The organism is Nonomuraea muscovyensis, from assembly GCF_014207745.1.
GTDB lineage: Bacteria > Actinomycetota > Actinomycetes > Streptosporangiales > Streptosporangiaceae > Nonomuraea > Nonomuraea muscovyensis.
Window position 1 is genome coordinate 812731 of record NZ_JACHJB010000004.1, and the last position, 26466, is coordinate 839196.

Consider the following 26466-nt stretch of genomic DNA (forward strand, 5'->3'; position numbering starts at 1 on the left):
TGGCGGCGAACCGATGCGGCGGCTCACGGGAAGGGCTACGAGGCACTGCCCGGTGGGCCGAGCCCGGCGAGGCGCAAGCGGCGGCCTCCCGCCGGAGGCGAGAAGGGCCGCGAACGCAAGCGCCCCCATCGGAAGGTCCCGATGAGGGCGTGCAAACCTGACGCTAACGGACCGCTTCGTTCAGGTCGAGCAGATCGACCCGTACGTACTTCCCGTCGGCCAGGGCGTTCACCACGGTGCGCAACGCCTTGGCGGTGCGCCCGCCGCGACCGATGACCTTGCCCAGGTCCTCGGGGTGCACCCGGACCTCCAGGACGCGCCCGCTGCGAATGCGGCGAGCGCGAACCCGGACATCGTCAGGATGTTCGACGATGCCCTTCACGAGGTGCTCGAGAGCCTCCTCGAGCACGTCAGCCCTCGCCCTCGGTCGGGGTCTCGGCGGCGGCCTCGGCCTCGTCCTTCTTCTTGGCCTTCTTGGGCGTGGTGGCGGTCGTGCCGGTGTCGCCACCGGCCAGCGCCTCCTTGGCCGCGGCCTCGTAGAGGGCGTGCCGGTCGGCAGCCGGCTCGGCGACCTTCAGCGGAGCGGGGGCGGGCTCGCCCTTGAACTTCTGCCAGTCACCGGTGAGCTTGAGCAGCTTGAGCACCGGCTCGGTCGGCTGCGCGCCGACTCCGAGCCAGTAGGCCGCGCGCTCGGCGTCGATCTCGATGCGCGACGGGTTCTGCTTCGGGTGGTACAGGCCGATCTCCTCGATCGCCCGGCCGTCACGCTTGGTGCGGCTGTCGGCGACGACGATACGGTACTGAGCGTTGCGGATCATGCCGAGCCGCTTGAGCTTGATCTTGACTGCCACGGGTGTGGTCTCTCCTGCATTCGAGCGCGGGTGAGCTACGCCTCGCCGAGTGGGGCACGACAGGACGCTCGCTCCAGGGACAGGCGTGACCGCCAGGAGGTGAGAGGGCACCCGACTGGTCACGATGTTCCAACATGCCATTGTGCCAGATCCCGGGCACTGCCAGCGACATGACGCGCAGGCCGCCGCCGGCCCCGCGCCGAACTCGAGTCCGGCGCGCGTCTCCAGCGGGTCCGGCGGGAGGCCGCGCCAGGGCCTCCGTCAGCGGACGGGGCGCCCCGGCGGCGGCCTCACGGCTACTGCTGGCCCGGAAGCTTGAGCTTGGAGGGGTCGAAGCCCGGCGGGAGCTCGATGCCCGGCGGCAGCTTGCCGCCGAGGTTGCCCAGCACGCCGCCCGGCTTGGGCGCGGGCGCGGCGTCCTCGCCGGAGCCGGACGGGGCCTTGCCCAGGGCGGCCTTGCGCGGGTCGCCGCTCACCCTGCGCCCCTTCTTGCCCTTCTTCTGCGCCTTGCTCACCTTGCCCCGGCCGCCCGGCATGCCGGGGATGCCCATGCCGCCGGCCATCCGCTTCATCATCTTCTGGGCCTCGAAGAAGCGGGTGACGAGGTTGTTGACGGCGGTGACGGTGACGCCGGAGCCGGCCGCGATGCGGGCCCGCCGCGAGCCGTTGATGATCTTGGGATCCTGGCGCTCGCCGGGCGTCATGGACCGGATGATGGCGGCGATGCGGTCGAGGTCGCGGTCGTCGATCGCGTTGAGCTGGTCGCGCATCTGCCCCATGCCGGGCATCATGCCGAGCAGGTTCTTGATGGGGCCCATCTTCTGGACCATCATCATCTGCTCGAGGAAGTCGTCGAGGGTGAAGTTCTCGCCCGAGGTGAGCTTGCCCGCCATCTTGGCGGCCTGCTCCTCGTCGAACGTCTTCTGGGCCTGCTCGATCAGGGTGAGGATGTCACCCATGTCGAGGATGCGGGACGCCATCCGGTCGGGGTGGAAGGCGTCGAAGTCCTCGAGCTTCTCACCCGTCGAGGCGAACATGATCGGCCGGCCGGTGATGTGCCTGACCGACAGGGCGGCGCCACCGCGGGCGTCACCGTCGAGCTTGGTGAGGACGACGCCGTCGAAGCCGACCCCGTCCATGAACGCCTGGGCCGTGGTGACGGCATCCTGACCGATCATGGCGTCGACCACGAACAGCACCTCGTCGGGCGTGACCGCGGCGCGGATGTCGGCGGCCTGCCGCATCATCTCCTGGTCGATGCCGAGGCGGCCGGCGGTGTCGATGATGACGATGTCGTGCTGCTGCCGCCTGGCCTCGTCGATCGAGCGGCGGGCGACGTCGATCGGGTCGCCGACGCCGTTGCCGGGCTCGGGGGCGTAGACGGCGACCTGCGCGCGCTCGCCCATCACCTGGAGCTGCTGCACGGCGTTGGGGCGCTGCAGGTCGGCGGCGACGAGCATGGGGGTGTGGCCCTGCTCGCGCAGCCACTGGGCCAGCTTGCCCGCCAGCGTGGTCTTGCCGGAGCCCTGCAGACCGGCGAGCATGATCACCGTGGGCGGGGTCTTGGCGTAGCGGAGCCTGCGGGTCTCGCCACCGAGGATCTCGATCAGCTCGTCATTGACGATCTTGACGACCTGCTGCGCCGGGTTGAGCGCCTGAGAGACCTCGACGCCGCGCGCGCGTTCCTTGACCTGGGCGACGAATGCCTTGACCACCGGCAGCGCGACATCGGCCTCGAGCAGCGCGATGCGGATCTCGCGGGTGGTCGCGTCGATGTCGGCGTCGGACAGCCGACCCTTGGATCGGAGGGAGGAGAAGACCGATGTCAGCCGGTCGGAAAGCGTCTCGAACACGTGGTTGGCCAGTCCTCGAAGCGGATGAAGGTCTTGGACTCAGCCTAGCCGCTCCGCTAGCCGCTCCAGCCTGGCACGGCCATACGGACAGTCAACGCATGTTCGACGAGATTGATCAAAGCACTCTTGACCGAATCCTTCGACCGAGCATCCAACCGCACCATCGGAATATGCGGAGCCAACGTCAACGCGTCCCGCACCTCCGTATCACTATGCGCATACTGCCCATCCCACCCGTTCACCCCCACAATGAACGGCAACTGCGCCTCCTCGAAGTAATCGATCGCCGGGAAACTGTCCGCCAACCGGCGCGTATCAACCAGCACCACCGCACCGATCGCCCCCCGCACCAAGTCATCCCACATGAACCAGAACCGATGCTGACCCGGCGTCCCGAACAAATACAAGATCAAATCCCGATCCAGCGACACCCGCCCGAAATCCATCGCCACCGTCGTCGTCGACTTCAACGGCGTCATCGCCAGATCATCGATCCCCGCCGACGCATCGGTCATCACCGCCTCCGTCGTCAACGGCATGATCTCCGACACCGCCCCCACGAACGTCGTCTTACCCACCCCGAACCCACCGGCGACCACGATCTTCGTCGACGTCAGACCGGAACCCGACCCAGCACTAGAGCCTGCGAAGTCCACTGAGCACCCTTTCCAGCAGGTTGACATCCGGCCGGCCCGCATCCAACTGCGGCTGATGCACCCGCACCAAACCCTCGGCCGCCATATCAGCGATCAACACCCGCACCACACCAAGCGGAATCCGCAACAACGCCGACACCTCAGCCACCGACCGAACCTGCCGACACAACTGCGAAATCGCCTGATACTCCGGCGTGATATGCGAAAACTCCCGAGGCTCAGCCGTCGCCGACGACACCAACGCCTCCATCGCCAACTTCACCCGCGGCGCCGTCCGCCCACCCGTCACCGCATACGGACGCACCGGCGAAGCGGGGTCCGACTGGGGAGGCTGGGGAGGATACTGCGGGCGAGGGGGTTCCCAGCCGCCGGAGTTCCATCTCGGGTCGTTCACCTGCATCACCTGGACTGGCTGGCGCGCAACTCCGCACGCACCGCCGGAGTGAGCACCTGACCCGCACGGTCCACCATCAGCGTCATCTGATACGCCACCAGACCCATGTCACAATCAGGCGCGGCCAACACCGCCAGACACGAACCATCACTGATCGACATGATCAGCATCAACCCGCGCTGCATCTCCACAATCGTCTGACTCACCGCACCACCCTCGAACACCCGAGCGGCACCCTGCGTCAAACTCACCAACCCCGACGCGATCGCAGCCAGCTGATCAGCCCGATCCGCCGGAAACCCCGCCGACGCCGCAAGCGGCAACCCATCAGACGAGACCACCACCGCATGCGCCACACCCGGAACCGTGCTCACGAAATCAGTGATCAACCAGTCGACCCCGCGCGCGGAATGACTCAGGTCGTTCATGTGCCCTCCTCCCTGTTGTCAAGGGGCCTCGGACCGGACGGGTACGTCCGGCCCTCGTTGATGTCGTCTCGTGCCGCCCGGAAGCCCTGCTGGAAACTGGACAGGCGGCTGCGCACCCGGTCGGGTGAGAGCGTGGGCGTCGGCATCACGCCCTTGGGGGCGGACGAGGTGTCGGCCGAGCCGGGCACCAGGTTGGCCTTCGGCACCCGCTTCGGCAGACCCGACGCCGTCGCCCCGTCACGCACCGGCTCCACCACGGCCTGGGCGGCGTTCCAGCCCTCGTCGGCCTTGGCCGACCCCCAGTTGGCGCTGGCCTCGCCGTGGTCGAACCAGGCCGACTCCACCGAGGCGAAGATCGGCAGGAACTCGTCGCCGGCCGAGGCCGGCTTGACGGCCGGGATGGGGCCGGTGGCCGCCGCCTCGGTCTCGGGGAAGTCGTAGCGGGCCTGCTGCGGCTCGGGCTCGGGGAAGTCGAAGCGCGAGCGCTGCTGCGGCTCCGGCTCGGGCTCGGGGAAGTCGAAGCGGGAACGCTGCTGCGGCTCCGGCTCGGCGCGGCCGTCGGCTCCCCAGCTCGGCGGCAAGTCGTCGGCGGGCGGCTTGGGAAGGTTGTCGGCGTCGCCGTTCCAGCCGCCGGTCGCCCTGGACGGCACCCACACGTCCGAGGTGTCGTATCCGCCGGCGCCGCCGCGGGCGGCGGGCGTCTCGGCGGCGGGCCAGCCTCCCGCCTCGGAGGGCCACTGCGGCATGGACGGCCAGCCCGCGGCGGTGTCCGTCGACGAGTAGGAGGGGTGGCCGGGGCCCATCTGGTAGGTGCCGCCCTGCCACTGCGGGGCCGGGGCGGGGGGCTGCGGCGTCATGGGGATCTCGTCGCGGCCGGTGACGGGGGTGCCGCCGGCGTAGGCGGGCGACGGGGTGCCGAGCAGCGACTCGGGCAGCAGCACCATGGCGGTCAGCCCGCCTCCGCCGTGCGGGCGGAGCTGGACGCGGACGCCGTGCCGGTGCGCCAGCCGGGCGACCACGAACAGGCCCATGCGCCGCGAGACGGAGACGTCGACGATGGGGGCGTCGACGAGGCGTTCGTTGGCCTGGGCGAGTTCCTCGTGTGTCATGCCGATGCCGGCGTCGGTGACCGACAGCATCACGCCGCCGCCGTCGATCCTGCTGCCGGAGACGGTGACGCGGGTCTCGCGCGGGGAGAACGACAGGGCGTTCTCCACCAGCTCGGCCAGCAGGTGGATGACGTCGTTGACCGCCTGGCCGGCGACGGACACGCCGTCGGGGACCTGCAGGACGACGCGCTCGTAGTTCTCGACCTCGGACAGGGAGGCGCGGGCGACGTCGACGAGCTTGACGGGCTGGCTCCAGCGGCGCGGCGGGTCCTGACCCGCCAGCACCAGCAGGTTCTCGCTGTTACGCCGCATACGCGTCGCCAGATGGTCCAGCTTGAACAGGTTCGCCAACCGGCTCTCGTCCTGCTCGCCCTGCTCCAGACCATCGATCAACGTGATCTGCCGCTCCACCAACGTCTGACTGCGCCGCGACAGGTTCACGAACATCGCGTTCACGTTCGACCGCAACCGCGACTCCTCACCCGCCAGCCGCACCGCCTCCCGGTGCACCTCGTCGAACGCCCGCGCCACCTCACCGATCTCGTCCTCGGAGTCGACGCCGATCGGCTCGACGTCGAGCTGGACGGCGGCGTCGGACTCGCGCAGCCGCTGGACCGTCTCGGGCAGGCGCTGCCCGGCGATGTGCAGGGCCTCGCCGCGCAGCCTGCGCAGCGGGCGGACGAGGGACCGGGCCATCACGGTGGTGACGGCGAGGACGACGAGGAGCAGGACCGCGATGGCGATGCCGACGATCAGGGCGGTGCTCTGCTCGCCCTCCTGCAGGTCGCGGCTGCGCAGGATGATGGAGGCGGCCAGCTCGTCCTCGACCTTGCGCATGCGGTCGATGGTGCTGCTCATGGACTTGAACCAGGTGGCGGCCGCGCCGGTGGTGCCGAGTGTCGCATCGGTCAGGCGCGTGTTCTCCTCCGCCAGCACGACGGCGCGGGCGCGCAGGCCCTCGGCGCGGTCGACGTCCTCACCGGAGACGTTGTCCTCGTACGCCTGGCGCTGGGCGATCGTGGCGTTGGCCCGGAAGGTGGCCAGCTCGCTGTCCCGCTGGGCGCGGGCCGCCAGGAAGTCGCTGTACATCGCCTGGTCGAACCGGCGGGCGGCGAAGGCGCTCATGAGGACGGCCCGCTCGCGGGAGGACTGCGCCTTGGCCCTGCCCAGCGCCGCGAACGCGGCGACGCCGTCGGACAGTTCCTCGTCGACGGCGCCCTGGTCGATGTCGTCGCTGAAAGCCATCACGTCGCGGATGGTCTGCTCGTACATGCGGATCACGGTCGCCGTGTCGAGCTGCGAGTCCGTGGCGGCCTTGCGCGCGTTGCGCAGCGCGTTGAGCCGGTTGCGCACCTGCACGGCCTCGGCCCGCGTGGTGCCCGTGGAGGTGGCCAGGGACTCGATGTCACCGCGGACCCGCTGCACGGCGGAGTCGACGCTGGTGTACTGGGCCTGCATGCTGCCCCGGCCGCTCGACCGGCGGCCCTGGGCGACGTACGTGGCGGTCAGGTCGCGTTCGAGTTCGAGCCCGTGGGCGAGGTCGGCGAGCCGGCCGGCGAGTTCGGCGATCTCGTTGACGCGCTGGTACTCCCCCGCGCTGGCGATGGAGGCGGTGACCCTGATGCCGCCCAGGATGAGCGCCGCCACTGTGGGGATGACGATGAGGGCGAGCAGCTTGGAGCGTACCCGCCAGTTGCGCAGCGCGGTCTTCTTCGCCCGGCGCGGGGCGGCCTTGGCGGGGCGCGGAGCACGAGCCTCGCCGGCGTCCGGGTGGGGTGGCACCGGGGTGGACGCGGGGGCCGTGTCAGGCTTCCCGCTGGTAGATGCAGTCCTCACCGACGTTGCAACCTCTCCTCGGACGTCTGATGCGCGCGGATCACATCATGACTGTTCGGCGTGCGGCGCCGACACATCCATGGGCGAGTGCTTATTTGAGCACACCCACATTAATTCGGCCAATGCCGCACGCATCACAAGTGACACACTAATCATCAAAACGCCCTAAACGGGGCCCTTTTAAGGTTCAATCATGGAGATGAACCGGATATACGCCCCATCACCGCACATACCGCCCAAACCGGGACGCAGCTCTCAAGCCACTTGATGTACTGACATGTCGGGCTTACCGGTTGTCGGGCGTCGTAGGGAGAACGGTTGATCACCTCGGTACGCTGACTCCCCTCTGCCCATCTTCCCCGTCCGGTCTGGTATGTCACCCCGGCCGGATGCAGCCATGGAGATCTCAATGACGCTTTCCACGAACGGGGCGTTCCCATGCGGCTGAATCCCCGTCGTGCTCTGGACAGCCCTCTCGCCTGCGGCACCCTCGGCGTCGTGATCCTGCTCTGCGTCGCCGAGGCGGCCGGCCGGCTCGGCGTCATCCCCCCGGTCCAGTTCCCGCTCGCCTCCACCATCCTCGTCGAGGCGGCCCGGCTCGCCGCCGACCCGGCCTTCCTCACCGACATCGCGACCACCTTCGCCGGCTGGGCGATGGGGCTGCTGGCGACCATCGCGGTCGCCGTGCCGCTGGGGCTGCTGCTCGGCAGCGTGACGCCGATCGAGACGGCGTTGCGCCCGCTGATCGAGTTCCTGCGGCCCATCCCGTCGGTGGCGCTCATCCCGCTCGCCTCGTTCGTCTTCATCGACAGCACGGAGATGAAGGTGGCCGTGATCGTGTACGCGTCGATGTGGCCGATCCTCATCAACACCATCTACGGACTGCGCGACGTCGACCCGGTGGCCAAGGAGACGTTGCGGACCTTCGGCTTCGGGCCGCTGTCGGTGCTGTTGCGGGTGTCGCTGCCGAGCACGGCGCCGTTCATCGCGACCGGCATCCGCGTGGCCGCGGCGATCGCGCTCATCCTGGCGATCAGCACCGAGTTGCTCGCCGGCGGGAGCGGCGGCATCGGCGGTTTCATCATCCTCGCCGAGAGCAGCCCGGCGGGCGTCACGCTGACCGTGGCCGCCACGTTCTGGGCCGGAGTGCTCGGCCTGCTGACCAACGGCGTCTTCGTGCTGGCCGAGCGCCGGATCTTCCGCTGGCACACCGCCAAGACAGGAGCGGCGCAGTGATCAGGAAGTTCGCGACCGCCGTACTGCGGCTGTGGATCGTGCCGGTCGTCCTGGTCGCGTGGGAGCTGATCACCCGCGCACTGGAGCACCCCTACTTCCCCCCGCCGACGACGATCCTCCCGCACATGCGGGACCTGTGGTTCGACGGCCCCGCCTCGCAGCTCTGGCTCAACGACACCGCGCTGGCGAACTTCCCGCAGAGCCTGGGCAGGCTGCTGACCGGCTGGGTGCTGGCCGGCGTCATCGGGGTGACGGTCGGCCTGGCGCTCGGGCGCTCACCGCTGTTCTTCCGGTTCGCGGATCCGATCATCCAGTTCGGCCGGGCTCTGCCGCCGGTCGCCCTGCTGCCGATGTTCCTGGCGATCTTCTCCATCGGCGCGAAGATGCAGATCTCGATGATCGCGTTCGGCATCGTCTGGCCCGTGCTGTTCAACGCGGCCGACGGCGGCCGGCACGTCGATCCGCTGCACCTGGAGACGGCCCGGGTGTTCAGGTTCTCGCGCACGCAACGGCTGTTCCAGGTGATCCTCCCGTCGGCGCTGCCGAAGATCTTCGCCGGACTGCGGCTGAGCCTCTCGCTGGCGCTGATCCTCATGGTCATCGCGGAGTTCTTCAGCACGGACGGCCTCGGCTTCCAGCTCCGCCTGGCCCAGCGCCAGTTCGACCTGCCGGGCATGTGGGGAGCCGTGATCCTGCTCGGCGTCCTGGGCTACCTTTTCAACCAGATCTTCGTCCTGGCGGAACGGCGGGCGTTGGTCTGGCACAGCTCGGCGCGCCACCGGACGTGACTCCCGGGGCGGCTCTCGTGACCGCCCCGGATTTTCGGTCCGCCTCTATCCCTCCGCCAATGCCGACAAGAAGCAAACAGAACAAAAGCGAAATATAGGGATATATCCCGAGATGTATGGACATTCCCCTACAGCCTTCTCCGGGACGTTTCCCGTCGTACGCTAGGCTCTTCCCCTCAAGATCACCCCCAAGCGCGACAAGCAACGCGTCTTCCCCCTGGAGCGATCATGTCCGGTCTCCGGCGCCGCATGCGTATCTCTGCACTTTTGCTCACGGCTACCGCGCTACTCGCAGCAGGATGCGGCGGAGGTGACTCCGGTTCCTCGGCGAGCACGGGCGGAGTCGAGAAGGCCGACCTCGTCGTCGGCATGCTGCCCCTTCCCGAGGTGGCTCCCATCCAGATCGCCATCGACAAGGGCTACTTCAAGGCCGAGGGCCTCAACGTCAAGTTCCAGATCATCCAGGGCGGCGCCGCCGCCGTACCGGACCTGCTCACCGGCAAGCTGCAGGTCCTGCACAGCAACTACGTCTCCGCGGTCTCCCTCGTCGCCAAGGGCACCGGCAAGGTGAAGGTCGTCGGCGAGGCCTACACCGCCAAGCCCAACAACTTCGCGCTCATGGTGAAGAAGGGCTCGCCCATCGCCAAGGTGGCCGACCTCAAGGGCAAGAAGGTCGGCGTCAACACGCTCAACAACGTCGCCACGCTGTCCGTCAGCGCGCTGCTGAAGACCCACGGGCTCAAGCCCGAGGACGTCCAGTTCGTCGAGCAGCCGTTCCCGCAGATGGCGGGCGCCCTGGAGGCGGGCCAGATCGAGGCCGCGTTCCTGCCCGAGCCGTTCCACCAGACAGCCGCCAGCCAGAACGGCGCCGTGCAACTGTCGGACGCGTTCACCGGGCCGACCGCCGACTTCCCGATCGCCGGCTACCTGGTGACCGAGCAGTTCGCCAAGGACAACCCCAAGACCGTGGCCGCCTTCCAGCGCGCCCTGGTCAAGGGCGCCGAGCAGGCCATCTCGAACTCCGCCGAGGTCAAGACGGCCCTGGGCAAGTACACCAAGATCGACCCGGCCACGGCCGACCTCATGGTGCTGGGCGGCTACTCCACCTCGGTCAACGAGACGCGCCTGCAGCGGGTCGCCGACCTGATGCTGGAGTTCGGCTACATTCCGCAGAAGTTCGAGGTCAAGCAGATGATGTTGACGCCCGCCGCCTCCTGACGGTGAATCAGGACTGAGGGACGAGGCGGAGGGGGAGCGCACGCACGGCGCTCCCCCTCTCTCATGGCCGGACATCATGACCCGTCACCTGACGGGCGGTAGACCGACTGGGGGAACACGATGCGCATCATGATCATCGGCGCCGGGATCGGCGGGCTCACCACCGCGCTCAGCCTGCACGCGGCGGGGCTCGACTGCGAGGTCGTGGACGCGGCCGGCGCGCTGCGCCCGCTGGGCGTGGGCATCAACCTGCAGCCGCACGCCGTACGGGAGCTGACCGAGCTGGGGCTGGGCGACGCGCTGGCGGCGACCGGTGTGGAGACCACGTTCATGACCTTCACCGACCGGTTCGGCGGCGAGATCCTCGCGCTGCCGCGCGGCCGGTCGGCCGGATACCGGTGGCCGCAGTTCTCCATCCACCGCGGAGAGTTGCAGATGATCCTGCTCGCCGCGGTCGAGGAGCGCGTCGGGCCGGTCCGGCTGGGCGTCCGGTTCGAGGCGTTCGAGCAGGACGGCGACGGCGTGGACGTGCTGCTGCGCGACGTGGCCGGCGGCGAGCCCGTGCACGAGCGGGTGGACGTGCTGGTCGGCGCCGACGGCGTGCACTCGGCGGTGCGCTCCCGCCTGCACCCGGACGACGACCCGCTGCGGTGGGGCGGGATCCGGATGTGGCGCGGCATCGCCGAGGCCGACCGGGTCAGGGACGGCGCGACGGTGCTGGTCGCCGGGTCCAACCGGGACGCCAAGTTCGTCGCCTACCACATCTCCGCCACCGATCCCCGGCTGGTCAACTGGGTGGCCGAGGTGAAGGTGGACGAGCCGGGGCTGGTCAAGGAGGCCGACTGGTCGCGGGCGGGCCGGCTGGAGGACGTGGCGCGGCACTTCGCGCACTGGGAGTACCGGCATGTCGACATCCCCGCGCTGCTGGCCGGCTCCGAGCGGATCCTGGAGTACCCGATGTGCGACCGGGACCCGCTGGACTGGTGGGGCCGGGGACGGGTGACGCTGCTGGGCGACGCCGCCCACCCCATGTACCCGATCGGCTCGAACGGCGGGTCGCAGGCGGTCATCGACGCCCGGGTGCTCGCCAGGCACCTGGCGAGCGAGGGTGACCCGGTCGCGGCGCTGGCCGGCTACGAGGCCGAGCGGCGGCCGCCGACCTCGGCGCTGGTGCTCGCGCACCGTTCGCTGCCGATCGAGGCGACGATCAGCCTGGTGGCCGAGCGGGCCCCGCGGGGATTCGCCGACATCGCCGACGTGCTGACCGAGGCGGAGCGGACGGCCATGGCCGAGGCCCAGCACGGCATCACCGACATGGACGTGCGCGCGCTGAACACGCGCGAGTCGTGGAGCGTGCGCTGACCGACCGTGTGCTGACCGAGCGTGCGCTGACCGAGTGTGTGCCGATCGAGCAGGCGCTGATGGAGCGTGCGGCGGCTAGCCGCTCCAGCCTGGCACGGCCATACGGACAGTCAACGCATGTTCGACGAGATTGATCAAAGCACTCTTGACCGAATCCTTCGACCGAGCATCCAACCGCACCATCGGAATATGCGGAGCCAACGTCAACGCGTCCCGCACCTCCGTATCACTATGCGCATACTGCCCATCCCACCCGTTCACCCCCACAATGAACGGCAACTGCGCCTCCTCGAAGTAATCGATCGCCGGGAAACTGTCCGCCAACCGGCGCGTATCAACCAGCACCACCGCACCGATCGCCCCCCGCACCAAGTCATCCCACATGAACCAGAACCGATGCTGACCCGGCGTCCCGAACAAATACAAGATCAAATCCCGATCCAGCGACACCCGCCCGAAATCCATCGCCACCGTCGTCGTCGACTTCAACGGCGTCATCGCCAGATCATCGATCCCCGCCGACGCATCGGTCATCACCGCCTCCGTCGTCAACGGCATGATCTCCGACACCGCCCCCACGAACGTCGTCTTACCCACCCCGAACCCACCGGCGACCACGATCTTCGTCGACGTCAGACCGGAACCCGACCCAGCACTAGAGCCTGCGAAGTCCACTGAGCACCCTTTCCAGCAGGTTGACATCCGGCCGGCCCGCATCCAACTGCGGCTGATGCACCCGCACCAAACCCTCGGCCGCCATATCAGCGATCAACACCCGCACCACACCAAGCGGAATCCGCAACAACGCCGACACCTCAGCCACCGACCGAACCTGCCGACACAACTGCGAAATCGCCTGATACTCCGGCGTGATATGCGAAAACTCCCGAGGCTCAGCCGTCGCCGACGACACCAACGCCTCCATCGCCAACTTCACCCGCGGCGCCGTCCGCCCACCCGTCACCGCATACGGACGCACCGGCGAAGCGGGGTCGTACGCCGGCACCGGGCGCGGCCCGTGAGGGGGCCCGGCGCCGGGTCCCGGGACGGGCCCGGGGACCGGCCCGTGAGCCGGTCCGGGGACTCCGCCGTTCCATCGGGGATCGTTCACCTGCATCACCTGGACTGGCTGGCGCGCAACTCCGCACGCACCGCCGGAGTGAGCACCTGACCCGCACGGTCCACCATCAGCGTCATCTGATACGCCACCAGACCCATGTCACAATCAGGCGCGGCCAACACCGCCAGACACGAACCATCACTGATCGACATGATCAGCATCAACCCGCGCTGCATCTCCACAATCGTCTGACTCACCGCACCACCCTCGAACACCCGAGCGGCACCCTGCGTCAAACTCACCAACCCCGACGCGATCGCAGCCAGCTGATCAGCCCGATCCGCCGGAAACCCCGCCGACGCCGCAAGCGGCAACCCATCAGACGAGACCACCACCGCATGCGCCACACCCGGAACCGTGCTCACGAAATCAGTGATCAACCAGTCGACCCCGCGCGCGGAATGACTCAGATCCCTCACGCACCCTCCTCCCTGCTGTCGTCCGACGTCCCGTCGCCCGGTCCCGACGGGTAGGACTTGCCGTCGTTGATGTCCTCCCGGGCCGCCCGGAAGCCCTGCTGGAAGCTCGCCAGCCGGTTGCGCACCCGGTCGGGTGACACCGCCGGCACGGGCGTGACGCCCTTGGGCGCGGCGGCCGTGCCGGCCGAGCCGGGCACCAGGTTGGCCTTCGGCACCCGCTTCGGCAGACCCGACGCCGTCGCCCCGTCACGCACCGGCTCCACCACGGTCTCCGCCGCGTTCCAGCCCTCGTCGGCCTTCGCGGAGTCCCAGCTCGCACCGCCGGCGAACCAGGCCGACTCGACCGCGGCGAAGATCGGCAGGTAGTCGTCGCCGCCGGACGGCGGGGTGTTCACCCGCGGGATGGGGCCGGTGGCGGCCGAGTCGGTGGCGGGGAAGTCGTCGCGGAGCGGGCGACCGCCGGCACGGTCACCGGTCCGGTCGGCCGGCCGGTCGCCCGCCCTGTCACCGGTCCTGTCGCCGCGGTCGCCCCGCGGGTCGCCGAACCGGTCGGCCGGGCGGTCCCCCCGCGGGTCGCCGAACCGGCCCGCGGCGCCGTCCGCGGCCCGGTCCGCCGCGCGGTCGCGGGGGTTCCACGGTTGCGGCCGGTCGAGGCCGGGCCGCCTGGGCAGGCCGTTGCCCTCGCCGCCCCACCCCGCCGGCCCGCGCGGTGTGAGCCAGCCGTCCGGGTCGGACTGGCCGCCGGAGTGCCCGTCGGACGGCCACCCGCCGGTGTCGGACGGCCACTGCGGCATCGACGGCCACGCGCCGGTCGCCTCGGGCGGGTTGGACGGGTACGACGGATGCCCGGGACCCAGCTGGCCGGGACCCATCGAGCCGGGGTGCCCGGGCCCCATCTGGTAGGTGGCCTCGGGCCAGTGCGGCGCGGGCGCGAGCTGCGGTCCGCGGTAGGCGTCCTCGGTGGCCGGGCCGCCGCTCCCCGATCCGGCGTAGGCGGGCGACGGGGTGCCGAGCAGCGACTCGGGCAGCAGCACCATGGCGGTCAGCCCGCCCGACGCGTGGGGACGGAGCTGGACGCGGATGCCGTGCCGGTGCGCCAGCCGGGCGACCACGAACAGGCCCATCCGGCGGGAGACCGCGACGTCCACGATGGGCGCGTCCGAGAGCCGGTCGTTGGCCTGGGCCAGCTCGTCGTTGGTCATGCCGATGCCGGAGTCCGTGATGGACAGCATCACGCCGCCGCCGTCGATCCTGCTGCCCGACACCGTCACCCGGGTCTCGCGCGGGGAGAACGACAGGGCGTTCTCCACCAGCTCGGCCAGCAGGTGGATGACGTCGTTGACCGCCTGGCCGGCGACGGACACGCCGTCGGGGACCTGCAGGACGACGCGCTCGTAGCTCTCGACCTCCGACAGGGAGGCGCGGGCGACGTCCACCAGCTTCACCGGCTGGCTCCAGCGGCGCGGCGGGTCCTGACCCGCCAGCACCAGCAGGTTCTCGCTGTTACGCCGCATACGCGTCGCCAGATGATCCAGCTTGAACAGGTTCGCCAACCGGCTCTCGTCCTGCTCGCCCTGCTCCAGACCATCGATCAACGTGATCTGCCGCTCCACCAACGTCTGACTGCGCCGCGACAGGTTCACGAACATCGCGTTCACGTTCGACCGCAACCGCGACTCCTCACCCGCCAGCCGCACCGCCTCCCGGTGCACCTCGTCGAACGCCCGCGCCACCTCACCGATCTCGTCGTCCGACACGACGCCGATCGGCTCCACCTCCACGTTCGCGGCGGCGGTGTCCGACTCGCGCAGCCGCTGGACCGTCTCGGGCAGGCGGCGGCCCGCGATCAGCAGCGCCTCGCGGCGCAGCCGCCGCAGCGGGCCGCTGAGCGAGCGCGCCATGAGCGCGGTGACGAGCAGCACGAGGACGAGCAGCGCCACGATCGCGACGGCGAAGATCACCGCACCCTGCTGCTCGCCGCGCTGGACGTCCTGGCTGCGCAGCAGGATCGAGTCGGCGACCCGTTGCTCGACCTGGCGCATGCCGTCGATGGTCTCGGTGACGGCGCCGAACCACACCTGACCGTCCTGGGTGAGACCGAGCACGTCGTCGCGCAGCGGCCGGCCGGCGTCCTGGAGGGCCAGCGCGCGGGCCTGGATCAGCTCCGCCCGGTCGATCGCCTGCCCGCTGACCGTGTCGTCGTAGGCCTGGCGCAGCGCCAGCGGCACCGCCGCCCGGAACGTGGCCAGCTCGCTGTTGCGCTGGGAGCGGGCGGCGATGAAGGCGTCCAGCTCGGATTCGCCGAACCTGCCGACGGCCAGCGCCGACACCAGCAGGGCACGCTGGCGCGACACGTACTGCTTGGCCCGGGACAGGGCGGCGAAGCCGGCGACGCTGTCGGTGAGCTCCTTGTCGACGGCGCCCTGGTCGATGTTGTCGTTGAGTTCGAGGAAGTCGGAGATGGACTGGTCGTACAGCTCGATCACGGAGGCGACGTTGAGCCGCGACTCCATCGCCGTCCTGCGGGAGTTGGGCAGCTCGTCGAAGCGGTTCTGGACGCGTACGGCCTCGGTGCGCAGCGGGCTGTCGGAGGCGGCCAGCGCGGCGACCCCGGGGCGGGACTCGGCGACGAGCCGGTCGACCGCGGAGTACTGGGCCGCCACCTCGTTCCGGTCGCCGCCTCGGCCCTGCGCGACGAACATGGCGGTGAGGTCGCGTTCCAGCTCGGTCTGGTGGGCCAGCTCGGTGAGCCGGCCGGCGAGGGCGGCGGTCTCGTTGACCCGCTCGTACTCGGTGGCGCTGCTGAGCGACGAGGTCACCCGCAGCCCGCCGAGGGCCAGCGCGGCCACGGTCGGGATGACGATCAGTACCAGGAGTTTGGTCCGTACGCGCCAGTTGCGCACGAACCCGCCGGTGCCTTTCGGCCGGCCCGCCCGGGGGGCGGGCGGCCCGGTGGCGGCGTGAGGTGACGGGAAGGCGGACTCCTCCGGAGACGCCCCGGAGTCCCCGCTTGCAGGGGGCACTGTTCTTCTCACTGGCCTCCGCAACCTCTCCTCGGGATGGTCTGGTGCAAGAGGATCAAGTTCTGGTGGTGCCGCCCCCGGCACCGGTGGTCCGAAACCCTTATTTATGTTCAACAAATAATCGGTTGACCCGAGCAAATGCCACAGTTAGCCGATCATGCGTATATGTCTCCACGCCCCGACAGTAGCCACACGCCCCCGATGAACGCTAGCCATATCTTCACTCAATATCCGGACATACCTCCATAGAATCAGTGCGACCGATAGTTGGCCATATATATTGATAAATTCCAGAATCGGGGGATCATGCGCAAGGGTTGACGGCACAAGGGTGCGACGGTGGTCGCTCACCCTCGTTCAAAGGAGACGCGAGATGAGGCTCGGCGCACCAGGGCGTATCGCCCTGTTCGGACTGGTGGTCACCCTTGCCCTGACAGGGTGCTCCAGCTCCGACGATCCGCCAGGCGGCGCCACCAACGCCGCCGGCCTGGAGAAGACCGACCTGCTCATCGGCCAGTACCCCGGCGCCGACTCCGCGCCCCTGTTCATCGCGATCGAGCGCGGCTTCTTCAAGGAGCAGGGCCTCGACGTCAAGACAGAGGCCATCCAGGCGCCGCAGGCCGTGCTGCCCAAGCTGTCCAACGGCAGCATGGACGTGGTGCTCGGCAGCTATGCGACCATCCTGACGATCCAGAGCGAGGGCGCGGAGAAGTTCAAGTACATCGCCGACTCCTACCAGGGGGCGACCGGCGCCTTCGGCGTCATGGTGGGCCGCGACTCGGCCGTCAAGAAGGTCTCCGACCTCAAGGGCAAGAAGATCGGCGTGAACGCGCTCAAGGGCCTCGGCGTGCTCACCATGAACCCCCACTTCAAGATCGCCGGCCTTGACCCCACACCCGGCAAGGACATCCAGTACGTCGAGGTGCCGACCACCAACTGGCTCCAGTCGCTGGAGAAGGGCGACGTGGACGCGGTCTGGATGACCGACCCGTACGTCAGCGAGGCCAAGAACAAGCTCGGCGCCACCATGCTCGTCGACACCATGTCCGGACCGACGGAGGCCCTGCCCATCACCGGCTGGGCGGCGACCGAGAAGTGGGTGGCCGAGAACCCCAGGACGATGGCCGCCTTCCAGCGCGCCATGGCCAAGGCGCAGAACATCGCCGCCACCGACCGCAGCGCCGTGACCAAGATCCTGCCGACCTTCACCAAGATCCCCGCGGAGACGGCCGCCACCATCAACCTCGGCAACTACCCGACCACGCTCAGCGCCCAGCGCATCCAGCGCGTCGCGGACCTCATGCTCGAGTACGGCTTCCTCAAGGAGCAGATCAACGTCGACTCCATGATCGTCCCGTTCAAGGGATGACCGCTGCGACCACGCCGGCGCGGGGACGACGCCCTGCCGTCTCCCGCGCCCGGCACGGAAAGCTCCTGCGCCACGCCATCGGCGTGGCGGCCTTCCTGCTCGCCTGGGAGGTGGCCGCCACCAGCGGCCTGCTCCCCTGGCTGCCCGCCGCCTCCGCCTCGCTGGCCCGGGTGGCCGGCCTGGCCGCCGACCCCGCCTTCCTCGGCGACCTGCTCGCCACACTCCTGGCCGCCGTCATCGGGCTGCCGCTGGCCGTGCTGGTCGCCGTGCCGATCGGCCTGCTGCTCGGCACGGTGCCCGTGGTCGAGGAGACGACCCGGGCGATCGTGGAGTTCCTGCGTCCCATCCCCTCGGTCGCGCTGATCCCCCTCGCGCTGTTCTTCTTCCAGCCGGAGATCAACGCCAAGGTCGCGCTGATCGTCTACGCCGCGTCCTGGCCCATCCTCATCAACACCCTGTACGGCGTGCGCGACGTCGACCCCGTGGCGACCGAGACGCTGCGCTCGTTCGGCTTCGGCCGGACGGCGGTGATCTGGCGGGTCTCGCTGCCCAGCGCGGCGCCGTTCATCTACACCGGCATCCGGCTGGCCGCCTCGATCACCCTGATCCTCGCCATCAGCGTCGAGTACTTCGTCGGCGGCTCGGGCGGCATCGGCGCCTTCCTCATCCAGGCGAGCACCGGCATCGGCGCGGACGCGATGCTCGACGTCGTCGCGACGCTCCTGTGGGCCGGCATCGTCGGCCTGGCCGTCAACACCGTGCTGCTGCGCGCCGAGCGGCGCCTGTTCCGGTGGCGGCACACATGATCGGGAGACTCGTCAGGCGGCTGTGGCTGGTCCCCGTCGTCCTCGTGGGCTGGGAACTGCTGGCCAGGTCCGTGGCCAACCCCTTCCTCCCCCCTCCGACGCTCATCGCCTCCTGGATGGGCGAGCGGTGGTTCTCCGGCCCGATGCTGCTCACCGAGGAGGCGGTGGACAACTTCGTGCCCAGCGTGGTGCGGGTGGTCGGGTCCTGGGGCGCCGCCGTGGTCATCGGGGTGACGCTGGGCGTGGCGATCGGCCGGATCGGCCGGCTGGCCGACTACGTCGACCCGCTCGTGGAGTTCGGGCGCGCGGTGCCGCCGCCGGCCATGCTGCCGGTCTTCCTCGTGCTGTTCGCCATGGGCACCCAGGTCCAGGTGGCCACCATCGTCTTCGGCATCATCTGGCCGATCCTGCTGAATTCCATCGACGGCGCGCGTAACGTCGATCGTATGCAGATGGAGACCGCGACGGTCTTCGGCGTCCCCGCCCATCTGCGGCTCTTCCGGATCATCCTCCCGGCCGCGTCCCCGAAGATCTTCGCGGGCCTGCGGCTGAGCGTCTCGCTCGCGCTCATCCTGATGGTCATCTCCGAGTTGAAGGGCAGCACGGACGGGATCGGCTACCTGCTGAGCGTGGCCAGCAACAACGCCGACATGCCGGGCATCTGGGCCGGCGTGGTGGTGCTCGGGGTGCTCGGCTTCGCGCTCAACTCCCTGTTCCTCATGATCGAGCGCCGGATGCTCGGCTGGCATCGCGGCGCCCGCCGTACCGCGTAGGAGGCGGACGTGACGGACCTGCTCATCAAGAACGTGCGTGTCGTGACGCACGACCGCGCCCATCCCGTCCCGGCGGACGTCGCCGTGACCGGCGGGCGCGTCGACCGGGTCGCACCGGGGCTGTCCACCGAGGGCGTGCCGGAGGTGATCGACGGCAACGGCCGGCTGGCCTTCCCGGGCGTCGTGGACGCCCACCAGCACTGGGGCATCTACAACCCCCTGTCCGACGACGCCGGCTCGGAGAGCAGGGCCGCGGCGCAGGGCGGCGTCACCACGGCGCTCACCTACATGCGGACCGGGCAGTACTACCTCAACCGGGGCGGCCCGTACGCGGAGTTCTTCCCCGAGGTGCTGCGGATGGCCGAGGACCGGGCCTACGTCGACTACGGGTTCCACCTCGCGCCCATGTCGAGCGGGCACATCGGCGAACTGCCCGACCTGGTGGAGCGGTTCGGGGTGCCGTCGTTCAAGATCTTCATGTTCTACGGCGGGCACGGGCTGCACGGCCGCTCGGCCGACCAGAGCAGATTCCTCATGCTGCCCGACGGCGAGCGCTACGACTACGCGCACTTCGAGTTCGTGATGCGCGGCGTGCAGGCGGCCCGCGAGCGCTTCCCCGAGCTGGCAGGCGAGATCTCCCTGTCGCTGCACTGCGAGACGGCCGAGATCATGACCGCCTACACCAGGCTGGTGGAGGAGGCGGGCGAGCTGAGCGGGCTGGCCGCCTACAGCGCCTCCCGGCCGCCGCACTCGGAGGGGCTGGCCGTCTTCATCGCCTCCTACCTGGCCCACGAGACCGGCCTCGGCAACGTCAACCTGCTCCACCTGTCCTCGCGCAAGGCGCTGGACGCGGCCGTGCGGATGGCCAGGACGTTCCCGCACATCGACTTCCGCCGGGAGGTGACGATCGGCCATCTGCTCGCCGACATCGACACGGCGAACGGCCTGGGCGGCAAGGTGAACCCGCCGATCAGGCCGCGCGAGGACGTCGAGGCGCTGTGGGAGTACGTGCTCGACGGCACCGTCGACTGGGTGGTCAGCGACCACGCCTGCTGCCGCGAGGAGCTGAAGTTCGGCACCCCGGCCGACGACGTGTTCGTGGCCAAGGCGGGCTTCGGCGGCGCCGAGTACCTGCTGCCCGGCCTGATCACCGAGGGCCGCCGGCGCGGCCTGTCGTACGGGCGCATCGCCGCGCTCACCTCCTGGAACCCCTCCCGCAGGTACGGGCTGCGCACCAAGGGCACGATCGCCCCCGGATTCGACGCCGACATCTGCCTGGTGGACCCGGAGGCCACGTGGACCGTCTCGGCCGCGGATTCGGAGTCGGCGCAGGAGTACACCCCGTTCGAGGGGTTCGAGCTGACCGCGAAGGTCACCGACACGTTCGTCCGGGGCCACCACGTGCTCGACACCGGCAAGATCGTCGGTGCTCCGGTGGGCCGCTACGTCCGCAGGCCCACGGGGTGAGGGAGTACGCGCTTCCTCATGTTCATAGATCACAGGCTTCGGTAAAGTCGACCTGTCATCTCCGGATCTGGCTGCCCTAGGACATCTCTTGCTCGAGATCGAGAACCTCACGCACGTATACGGGCCCGGCAGTCCGAACGAGCACCACGCCATCGACGGGCTCAAGCTGAGCGTGGCCGCCGGCGAGCTGCTGTGCATCGTCGGCCCCTCCGGATGCGGCAAGTCCACGCTGCTGCGCTCCATCGCGGGGCTGATCAAGCCGACCGGTGGCGAGATCCGGGTCGACGGCGAGCTGGTCCGCCAGACGCCCGACAACCTCGCCGTGGTGTTCCAGGACTACAGCCGCTCGCTGTTCCCCTGGATGTCGGTGGCCGACAACGTGGCCCTGCCGCTGCGCCGGCGCGGCATGGACAAGCGGCAGCGGCGCGAGGCCGCGCACGAGGCGCTGGAGTCGGTCGGCCTGGCCGAGGCCGGGCGCAAGTACCCGTTCCAGTTGTCGGGCGGCATGCAGCAGCGGGTGGCGATCGCCCGCGCGCTGGCCTACCGGCCGTCCCTCATGCTCATGGACGAGCCGTTCGGCTCGGTCGACGCCCAGACGCGCGAGGACCTGGAGGATCTCGTGCTCAAGGTGCGCAGCCACCACCAGATGACGATCGTGCTCATCACCCACGACATCGACGAGAGCGTCTACGTCGGCGACCGGGTCGTGGTGCTGTCCAAGGCGCCCGCCCACGTGGTGGGCGACCTGCCGGTGGACCTGCCGGCGCCGCGCGACCAGATCACCACGCGCGAGCACCCCGACTTCGTCCGCCTGCGCGGCGAGGTCGGCCGCCTGGTGCGCGGCGTGGACACGCCCGCCCCCACCGCCTGACCCCTCAGCGGGCCCGAGACGCCGAGTGCCGCCGGACGCTGCGTCCGGCGGCACTCGGCGTTCTCGGGCGGGGCGGGCGTTACGCCGGCGCGTGCATGTGCCGCGTCAGCGCGTGCTCCACCAACGTGATGAGGGTGCTCTTCACCGAATCCCGCACCCGGGCGTCGAGGCGGACGATCGGCGTGTGCGAGCCGAGCGACAGTGCCTCGCGGATCTCGTCGTCCTGGTGCGAGAACTGCCCTTCCCAGCCGTTGATGCCGATCACGAACGGCAGCTTGGCCTCCTCGAAGTAGTCGATCGCGGGGAAGCTGTCGGCCAGCCGCCGCGTGTCGGCCAGCACCACGGCGCCGATCGCGCCGCGGACGAGGTCGTCCCACATGAACCAGAACCGGTGCTGCCCGGGCGTGCCGAACAGGTAGAGGATCAGGTCACGGTCCAGAGAGACACGGCCGAAGTCCATGGCCACGGTCGTCGTCGTCTTGTTCGGCGTGAGCGAGAGGTCGTCGACACCCGCCGAGGCATCCGTCATCACGGCCTCTGTGGTGAGCGGCAGGATCTCCGACACCGCACCCACGAACGTCGTCTTGCCCACGCCGAACCCGCCGGCCACGACGATCTTCGTCGAGGTTAGGCCGGCGTTAGAGCCTGCGAAGTCCACTGAGCACCCTTTCGAGCAAGTTGAGGTCCGGCTTCCCCGCGTCCAGCGCAGGCTGGTGCACGCGGATCAGGCCCTCGGACGCCATGTCGGCGATCAGCACCCGCACCACCCCGAGGGGCTGGCGGAGGAGTGCGGAGATCTCGGCAACCGACCTGACGTTCCGGGTCAGTTGAATGATCGCCTGATACTCCGGACTCAGCAGAGAAATGTCTTGGTATTCCGACGTCACGGAGGACACCAATGCCTCCATGGCGAACTTCATCCGCGGGGCCGTGCGCCCCCCGGTCACGGCATACGGCCGCACCAGGGAGCTCGACTTCTGCGGACGTGGAGCCGCCGGATGCGGCGGAGTGCTATCACCAGCCCAACCCTGACCTGACACCATGTTCTCCTGTCACCGCCCCCGCTAGCGGGGGCGGGCTGCCTGCAGTTCGGCGCGTACGGCGGGCGTGAGGACCTGCCCCGCGCGCTCCACCAGCAGCGTCATCTGATAGGCCACCAGGCCCATGTCACAGTCGGGCGCGGCGAGCACGGCCAGACAGGAACCGTCGCTGATCGACATGATCATCAAAAGTCCGCGCTGCATCTCGATGACGGTCTGGGTCACCAGGCCGCCCTCGAAGACACGCGCCGCGCCCTGTGTCAGGCTGATGACACCCGAGGCGACCGCGGCCAGCTGGTCCGCACGGTCCTTCGGGAAACCCTCGGAGAAGGCCAGTGGCAAACCGTCAGACGAGACCACGACGGTGTGCGCGACACCTGGCACGTTGTTCACAAAGTCAGTGATCAGCCAGCTGATGCCACGCGCTCCCTGGCTCAGTTCTCTCATTTGTCCTCCTCGTTCTCTTCTCCGCGGGTGAACGCGCGGCCTTGTCGTACACCCTGCTGGAAGCTGGAGAGCCGGCTGCGCAGCCGATCGGGGGAGATCTGCGGCGCCGGCGACGCGGCCTGCGGCTCCACCAGGCTGGCGGTTCCGGGCACCAGATTGGCCTTGGGCACGCGGCGCGGCAGGCCGGAGGACGTCGTGCCGCCCTGGGCGGGCTGCGCCGCCGCCTGCGCGGCCTGCCAGCCGCTGTCGGCCGGCGAGGACCACGTCGCTCCGGCGCCCGACTCGCCCGGCCGGCGCCTGGGCAGCGCTCCGGGCCGCTCGGTGCTCTGCTGCGGCTCGCGACGGACCTCGACGGGAGGCTCCGCGTCGAGGCGCACCGCGGGCTGGACGGCGGTCTCCGGCTCCTCGGGCTCGGACGGCGCCTGCCAGGCCGCCTGCTGGGGCTCGTGCTGGGGCTCCTGCCACGGCTCGGGCCTCGGCTGCAGTTGCTCGGGGTCCGGCTTGCGGAACCAGTCGGAGCCGACCGACGAGAAGATCGGCAGGAAGTCCTCGCTCTGCTCCTCCATCGGCGAGCTGCGCACGACGGGCAGCGGGCCGGTCAGGTCCTGCGAGGAGTAGTCGCCGGGGCCGAACGGGTCGAAGGCGTGGTGGCCGTTCTGCGCGTAGGAGTCGGACGGCTTGGCCGTCTCGGCGAACGACGGCCACGGCATCTCACCGGCGCCGAACGGCGGCTGGTCGGGGCCGGCGGCGCCGAACGGCGACGGCGTGGCCGGCTGGGCCGGTTGGGCCGGCTCCGGCGCGTCGAACAGCGACGACCTGCGCGGCTGCTCGCCGAACGACGGCCAGCGCGTGTCCTGCTGCGCGGGGTCGAGCGGCGGGGGCTCGGTCGCGAACGACGGCCAGCGCGGCTCGTCCTGGGCCGGCGGCGGCGGCTCGGTCGCGAAGGACGGCCAGCGGGGCTCGTCCGCCTGCGGCGCGTCCTCGGCGAACGACGGCCAGCGCGTCTCCGGCTGCGCGGGCGGCGGCTCCTCGGCGAACGACGACCAGCGGGGCTCCTCGGCCTGCCTGGGCACGTCCTCGGCGAAGGACGGCCAGTTGGTGCCGGTGCCGCCCGGGACGGGCAGGCTGCCCGGCCACTCGGTGTTCACGGGGACGTCGTCGGTGCCGAACCCCGTGGGCACGGCGGGCGCCGACGGCGCGGCGTAGGCGCCGTTGGCCGCGGGCTCCATGGCCGACGGGTCGAAGGAGGTGAAGGCGTCGTACTGGCCGTGCGACGCGGTGCCGGCGGCGCCCGCGATGAGCATGTCGGGGATCATGACCATGGCGCTGAGGCCACCGGTCTCACGCATGCGGAGCTGGACGCGGACGCCGTGGCGCAGCGCCAGGCGGCCGACCACGAACAGGCCCATGCGGCGGGAGACCGCGACGTCCACGACCGGCGGGTTGGCCAGCCGCCAGTTGGCCTCGGCCAGCTCCTCGTTGGTCATGCCGATGCCCAGGTCGTTGATCGTGACCAGCACCCCGCCCTCGGCGGGCGTCTGGGTGACCTGCACCTTGCTCTCGCGCGGCGAGAAGGAGATGGCGTTCTCGATCAGCTCGGCGAGCAGGTGGACGGTGTCGGTGACGGCGGGGCCGACGATCTGGATGCCGGACGGGATCTGGATCTGGACCCGCTCGTAGTTCTCGACCTCCGACAGCGAGGCACGGGCCACGTCGACCAGCGGCACGGGCTCGCTCCACTTGCGCGCGCCCTCCTGGCCGGCGAGGACCAGGAGGTTCTCGCTGTTGCGGCGCATGCGGGTGGCCAGGTGGTCCAGGCGGAAGAGGTTGGCGAGCCGCTGCTCGTCCTCCTCGCCCTGCTCCAGGCCCTCGATGAGCTGCAGCTGCCGCTCGACCAGTGTCTGGCTGCGCCGGGAGAGGTTGACGAACATGGCGTTGACGTTGGCGCGCAGCTTGGCCTCGTCGCCGGCCAGCCGGATCGCCTCGCGGTGGACCTCGTCGAAGGCCCGGGCCACTTCCCCGATCTCGTCGCGGGTGTTGATGCCGATCGACGGCACCTCCGGCACCGCGGCGCCGTCGCCGGACTCACGCAGCACGCGGACGGTCTCGGGCAGCCGGGTGGTGGCCACCTGGAGCGCCTCCGCGCGCAGCCGGCGCAGCGGCCGGACCAGGGAGCCGGCCACGCGGGTGGTGAAGATCAGCACGAGGAGCAGCAGGACGAGGATCATCGCGCCGGAGATGATGGCGTTGCGCTGCTCGCCGTCGCTCAGGTCACGGGTCTGGGCCACGATCCGCGTCGTCAGGCCTTCCTCGACCTTGCGCATCGCGTTGACGGACAGCGTGGTGCTGTCGTACCAGAGGGTGATGTCGCGGCGGGAGGTGACGTCGAGGTCGCGGATGGCCCGGTACTCGCGCATCTGGGCGAGCGCGCGCTGGCGCATCGCGTCGGCGCGGTCGATCTGCAGGCCCCGGACGTTCTTGCGGTAGGCCTGAAGGTCGACGGTGCTCGCGCTCTGCTCGAACGCGGCCTGCTCGGCCTGCTGGCGGTTCCACGAACCGAGGAAGTCGGACAGGTCGTCGTAGTCGAGCCGGCGACCGATCAGCGCGACCACGAGGATGGCCTGCTGGCGGGAGACCTCCTCCTTGGCGCGGGCCAGGCCGCCGAGCGCGGAGATGTTCTCCTGCAGGTCTTCGTCGCTCACCCCGTTGGCCAGCTCGGCCTGGAGGTGGGAGACCGTGTCGATCATCGTGGAGAACGTGCGGATCGCCGCTCGCGGCGGCACGCTCTCACCGTCGAGGATCGACTCGCGCAGGCCGTCGATGCCGTTGAGCCACCGGCGGATCTCCGAGACGTCCTCCAGGACGTGCTGGGCGTGGGCGGCGTCGATGGCGGACATAGCCGTCAGGACGCCCTGCTTGGCCTTGTCGACGGCCTGGCGCTGCGTCTTGAGGGCGTTCAGCCGGCTGGGGCGCCGCCGGTCGGCGATGTACCAGGCGGTGAGCGTGCGCTCCTCGCCCAGCTCGTGGGTGAGCGCGTTGACGCGCTGCACGACCTCGGCGAGCTGGGTCAGCCTGCGGTACTCGGTGCTGGTGTTGATGGCGTTGGCCAACTGGACACCGGCGAGAAGAACGCCCACGACGGTGGGGATGAGAATCAGCGCCACCAGTCGCGAGCGCACACGCCAGTTCCCCAGGCGGAACCTGCTGCCTGTGTACTCCCCAGATCTGATGTGCTTGGGGTTATCCGTCCTCACTGACTCTCGCAACCTCTCGCCGGTACGTGCTCGAAAATCTGACACGCTTGGGGCGCATGGGATTTGTGCGGGCTGGGTAATTGGAACACAACCCGTACCACATCGGCCAACCGTACATATCCCACCAAATGCGACCAATCGTGCCC

General features: G+C 69.8%; 24 protein-coding genes. 9 read left to right on the forward strand and 15 right to left on the reverse strand.

The window, feature by feature from the left end:
* Positions 1-163: 163 nt before the first annotated feature.
* From FHU36_RS41545 to FHU36_RS41575, 7 genes are all read right to left on the reverse strand, one after another.
* Positions 164-409: an RNA-binding protein gene (locus FHU36_RS41545; protein WP_125631367.1), complete on the reverse strand. Its 246-nt coding sequence runs from the start codon at positions 407-409 to the stop codon at positions 164-166.
* 1 nt (position 410) lies between these two features.
* Positions 411-851 carry a 30S ribosomal protein S16 gene (rpsP, locus tag FHU36_RS41550; RefSeq protein WP_185089571.1) on the reverse strand — a complete coding sequence of 147 codons (441 nt, stop codon included), beginning with the start codon at positions 849-851 and terminating at the stop codon, positions 411-413.
* A gap of 296 nt (positions 852-1147) precedes the next feature.
* On the reverse strand, positions 1148-2704 hold the full coding sequence (gene ffh / locus FHU36_RS41555) for a signal recognition particle protein (RefSeq protein ID WP_185089572.1): 1557 nt from the start codon (positions 2702-2704) through the stop codon (positions 1148-1150).
* A 56-nt stretch (positions 2705-2760) separates the two neighbouring features.
* A complete protein-coding gene (locus FHU36_RS41560; RefSeq protein WP_221497412.1) occupies positions 2761-3321 on the reverse strand; it encodes a GTP-binding protein in 561 nt (186 codons plus the stop codon).
* Between the two features lie 19 nt (positions 3322-3340).
* Positions 3341-3760, reverse strand: a complete 420-nt coding sequence (locus FHU36_RS41565; protein WP_376774202.1) for a DUF742 domain-containing protein — start codon at positions 3758-3760, stop codon at positions 3341-3343.
* Positions 3760-4182, reverse strand: coding sequence for a roadblock/LC7 domain-containing protein (locus FHU36_RS41570; RefSeq protein WP_185089574.1), 423 nt, complete (start codon positions 4180-4182; stop codon positions 3760-3762). Before FHU36_RS41570 ends, FHU36_RS41565 begins: the two co-directional genes overlap by 1 nt.
* On the reverse strand, positions 4179-7127 hold the full coding sequence (locus tag FHU36_RS41575) for a nitrate- and nitrite sensing domain-containing protein (RefSeq protein ID WP_185089575.1): 2949 nt from the start codon (positions 7125-7127) through the stop codon (positions 4179-4181). The genes FHU36_RS41570 and FHU36_RS41575 overlap by 4 nt, the downstream gene beginning before the upstream one ends.
* 438 nt (positions 7128-7565) lie before the next feature.
* On the opposite strand from FHU36_RS41575, the gene FHU36_RS41580 reads away from it, so the two are divergent.
* The 4 genes from FHU36_RS41580 (at position 7566) to FHU36_RS41595 (ending at position 11731) form a co-directional block, all read left to right on the forward strand.
* Positions 7566-8363 (forward strand): ABC transporter permease, encoded by a 798-nt coding sequence (locus tag FHU36_RS41580; RefSeq protein ID WP_185089576.1) that lies wholly within the window; start codon positions 7566-7568, stop codon positions 8361-8363.
* Entirely contained in the window at positions 8360-9151 is a 792-nt protein-coding gene (locus FHU36_RS41585; RefSeq protein WP_312892200.1) for an ABC transporter permease, read from the forward strand. The genes FHU36_RS41580 and FHU36_RS41585 overlap by 4 nt, the downstream gene beginning before the upstream one ends.
* Before the next feature lie 249 nt (positions 9152-9400).
* Positions 9401-10369, forward strand: a complete 969-nt coding sequence (locus FHU36_RS41590) for an ABC transporter substrate-binding protein (RefSeq protein ID WP_281394608.1) — start codon at positions 9401-9403, stop codon at positions 10367-10369.
* 129 nt (positions 10370-10498) lie between these two features.
* Positions 10499-11731, forward strand: a complete 1233-nt coding sequence (locus FHU36_RS41595; protein WP_221497312.1) for a flavin-dependent oxidoreductase — start codon at positions 10499-10501, stop codon at positions 11729-11731.
* Between the two features lie 75 nt (positions 11732-11806).
* Here the strand turns inward: FHU36_RS41595 and FHU36_RS41600 are convergent, their stop codons facing one another.
* The 4 genes from FHU36_RS41600 to FHU36_RS41615 are packed head-to-tail and all read right to left on the reverse strand — an operon-like array spanning position 11807 to position 16173.
* Positions 11807-12367 carry a GTP-binding protein gene (locus FHU36_RS41600; protein WP_221497412.1) on the reverse strand — a complete coding sequence of 187 codons (561 nt, stop codon included), beginning with the start codon at positions 12365-12367 and terminating at the stop codon, positions 11807-11809.
* Between the two features lie 19 nt (positions 12368-12386).
* A complete protein-coding gene (locus FHU36_RS41605; protein ID WP_185089758.1) occupies positions 12387-12848 on the reverse strand; it encodes a DUF742 domain-containing protein in 462 nt (153 codons plus the stop codon).
* Positions 12848-13270 (reverse strand): roadblock/LC7 domain-containing protein, encoded by a 423-nt coding sequence (locus FHU36_RS41610; RefSeq protein WP_185089579.1) that lies wholly within the window; start codon positions 13268-13270, stop codon positions 12848-12850. Before FHU36_RS41610 ends, FHU36_RS41605 begins: the two co-directional genes overlap by 1 nt.
* A complete protein-coding gene (locus tag FHU36_RS41615; protein WP_185089580.1) occupies positions 13267-16173 on the reverse strand; it encodes a sensor histidine kinase in 2907 nt (968 codons plus the stop codon). Before FHU36_RS41615 ends, FHU36_RS41610 begins: the two co-directional genes overlap by 4 nt.
* A 493-nt stretch (positions 16174-16666) precedes the next feature.
* Here FHU36_RS41615 and FHU36_RS41620 point away from each other — a divergent pair, with 493 nt between their 5' ends.
* From FHU36_RS41620 to FHU36_RS41640, 5 genes are all read left to right on the forward strand, one after another.
* Positions 16667-17662: an ABC transporter substrate-binding protein gene (locus FHU36_RS41620; protein ID WP_185089581.1), complete on the forward strand. Its 996-nt coding sequence runs from the start codon at positions 16667-16669 to the stop codon at positions 17660-17662.
* Complete coding sequence (locus FHU36_RS41625) at positions 17659-18468, forward strand: ABC transporter permease (RefSeq protein ID WP_185089582.1); 810 nt, start codon at positions 17659-17661, stop codon at positions 18466-18468. The genes FHU36_RS41620 and FHU36_RS41625 overlap by 4 nt, the downstream gene beginning before the upstream one ends.
* The gene (locus tag FHU36_RS41630) at positions 18465-19241 is read left to right on the forward strand and encodes an ABC transporter permease (protein WP_185089583.1); all 777 of its coding nucleotides are present in this window, start codon (positions 18465-18467) and stop codon (positions 19239-19241) included. The genes FHU36_RS41625 and FHU36_RS41630 overlap by 4 nt, the downstream gene beginning before the upstream one ends.
* A gap of 9 nt (positions 19242-19250) precedes the next feature.
* Positions 19251-20708, forward strand: coding sequence for a dihydroorotase (locus FHU36_RS41635; protein WP_185089584.1), 1458 nt, complete (start codon positions 19251-19253; stop codon positions 20706-20708).
* A gap of 88 nt (positions 20709-20796) precedes the next feature.
* Positions 20797-21579 carry an ABC transporter ATP-binding protein gene (locus FHU36_RS41640; RefSeq protein ID WP_185089585.1) on the forward strand — a complete coding sequence of 261 codons (783 nt, stop codon included), beginning with the start codon at positions 20797-20799 and terminating at the stop codon, positions 21577-21579.
* Positions 21580-21658: 79 nt separating this feature from the next.
* Here the strand turns inward: FHU36_RS41640 and FHU36_RS41645 are convergent, their stop codons facing one another.
* Genes FHU36_RS41645 through FHU36_RS41660 form a run of 4 tightly spaced genes read right to left on the reverse strand, consistent with a single transcriptional unit; the run spans position 21659 to position 26245 of the window.
* Positions 21659-22237, reverse strand: coding sequence for a GTP-binding protein (locus tag FHU36_RS41645; RefSeq protein WP_185089586.1), 579 nt, complete (start codon positions 22235-22237; stop codon positions 21659-21661).
* Positions 22218-22622, reverse strand: coding sequence for a DUF742 domain-containing protein (locus FHU36_RS41650; protein ID WP_235996047.1), 405 nt, complete (start codon positions 22620-22622; stop codon positions 22218-22220). The genes FHU36_RS41645 and FHU36_RS41650 overlap by 20 nt, the downstream gene beginning before the upstream one ends.
* Positions 22623-22643: 21 nt before the next feature.
* Positions 22644-23066 carry a roadblock/LC7 domain-containing protein gene (locus FHU36_RS41655; RefSeq protein WP_101790364.1) on the reverse strand — a complete coding sequence of 141 codons (423 nt, stop codon included), beginning with the start codon at positions 23064-23066 and terminating at the stop codon, positions 22644-22646.
* Entirely contained in the window at positions 23063-26245 is a 3183-nt protein-coding gene (locus FHU36_RS41660) for a sensor histidine kinase (protein WP_185089587.1), read from the reverse strand. The genes FHU36_RS41655 and FHU36_RS41660 overlap by 4 nt, the downstream gene beginning before the upstream one ends.
* Positions 26246-26466: the final 221 nt, after the last annotated feature.

Bases quoted from the DNA above. Each gene is read 5' to 3' on its own strand.
- FHU36_RS41565 (WP_376774202.1), bottom strand. From the start codon at position 3,760: ATGCAGGTGAACGACCCGAGATGGAACTCCGGCGGCTGGGAACCCCCT.
- FHU36_RS41570 (WP_185089574.1), bottom strand. From the start codon at position 4,182: ATGAACGACCTGAGTCATTCCGCGCGCGGGGTCGACTGGTTGATCACT.
- FHU36_RS41580 (WP_185089576.1), top strand. From the start codon at position 7,566: ATGCGGCTGAATCCCCGTCGTGCTCTGGACAGCCCTCTCGCCTGCGGC.
- FHU36_RS41590 (WP_281394608.1), top strand. From the start codon at position 9,401: ATGCGTATCTCTGCACTTTTGCTCACGGCTACCGCGCTACTCGCAGCA.
- FHU36_RS41595 (WP_221497312.1), top strand. From the start codon at position 10,499: ATGATCATCGGCGCCGGGATCGGCGGGCTCACCACCGCGCTCAGCCTG.
- FHU36_RS41605 (WP_185089758.1), bottom strand. From the start codon at position 12,848: ATGCAGGTGAACGATCCCCGATGGAACGGCGGAGTCCCCGGACCGGCT.
- FHU36_RS41620 (WP_185089581.1), top strand. From the start codon at position 16,667: ATGAGGCTCGGCGCACCAGGGCGTATCGCCCTGTTCGGACTGGTGGTC.
- FHU36_RS41625 (WP_185089582.1), top strand. From the start codon at position 17,659: ATGACCGCTGCGACCACGCCGGCGCGGGGACGACGCCCTGCCGTCTCC.
- FHU36_RS41630 (WP_185089583.1), top strand. From the start codon at position 18,465: ATGATCGGGAGACTCGTCAGGCGGCTGTGGCTGGTCCCCGTCGTCCTC.
- FHU36_RS41650 (WP_235996047.1), bottom strand. From the start codon at position 22,622: ATGGTGTCAGGTCAGGGTTGGGCTGGTGATAGCACTCCGCCGCATCCG.
- FHU36_RS41655 (WP_101790364.1), bottom strand. From the start codon at position 23,066: ATGAGAGAACTGAGCCAGGGAGCGCGTGGCATCAGCTGGCTGATCACT.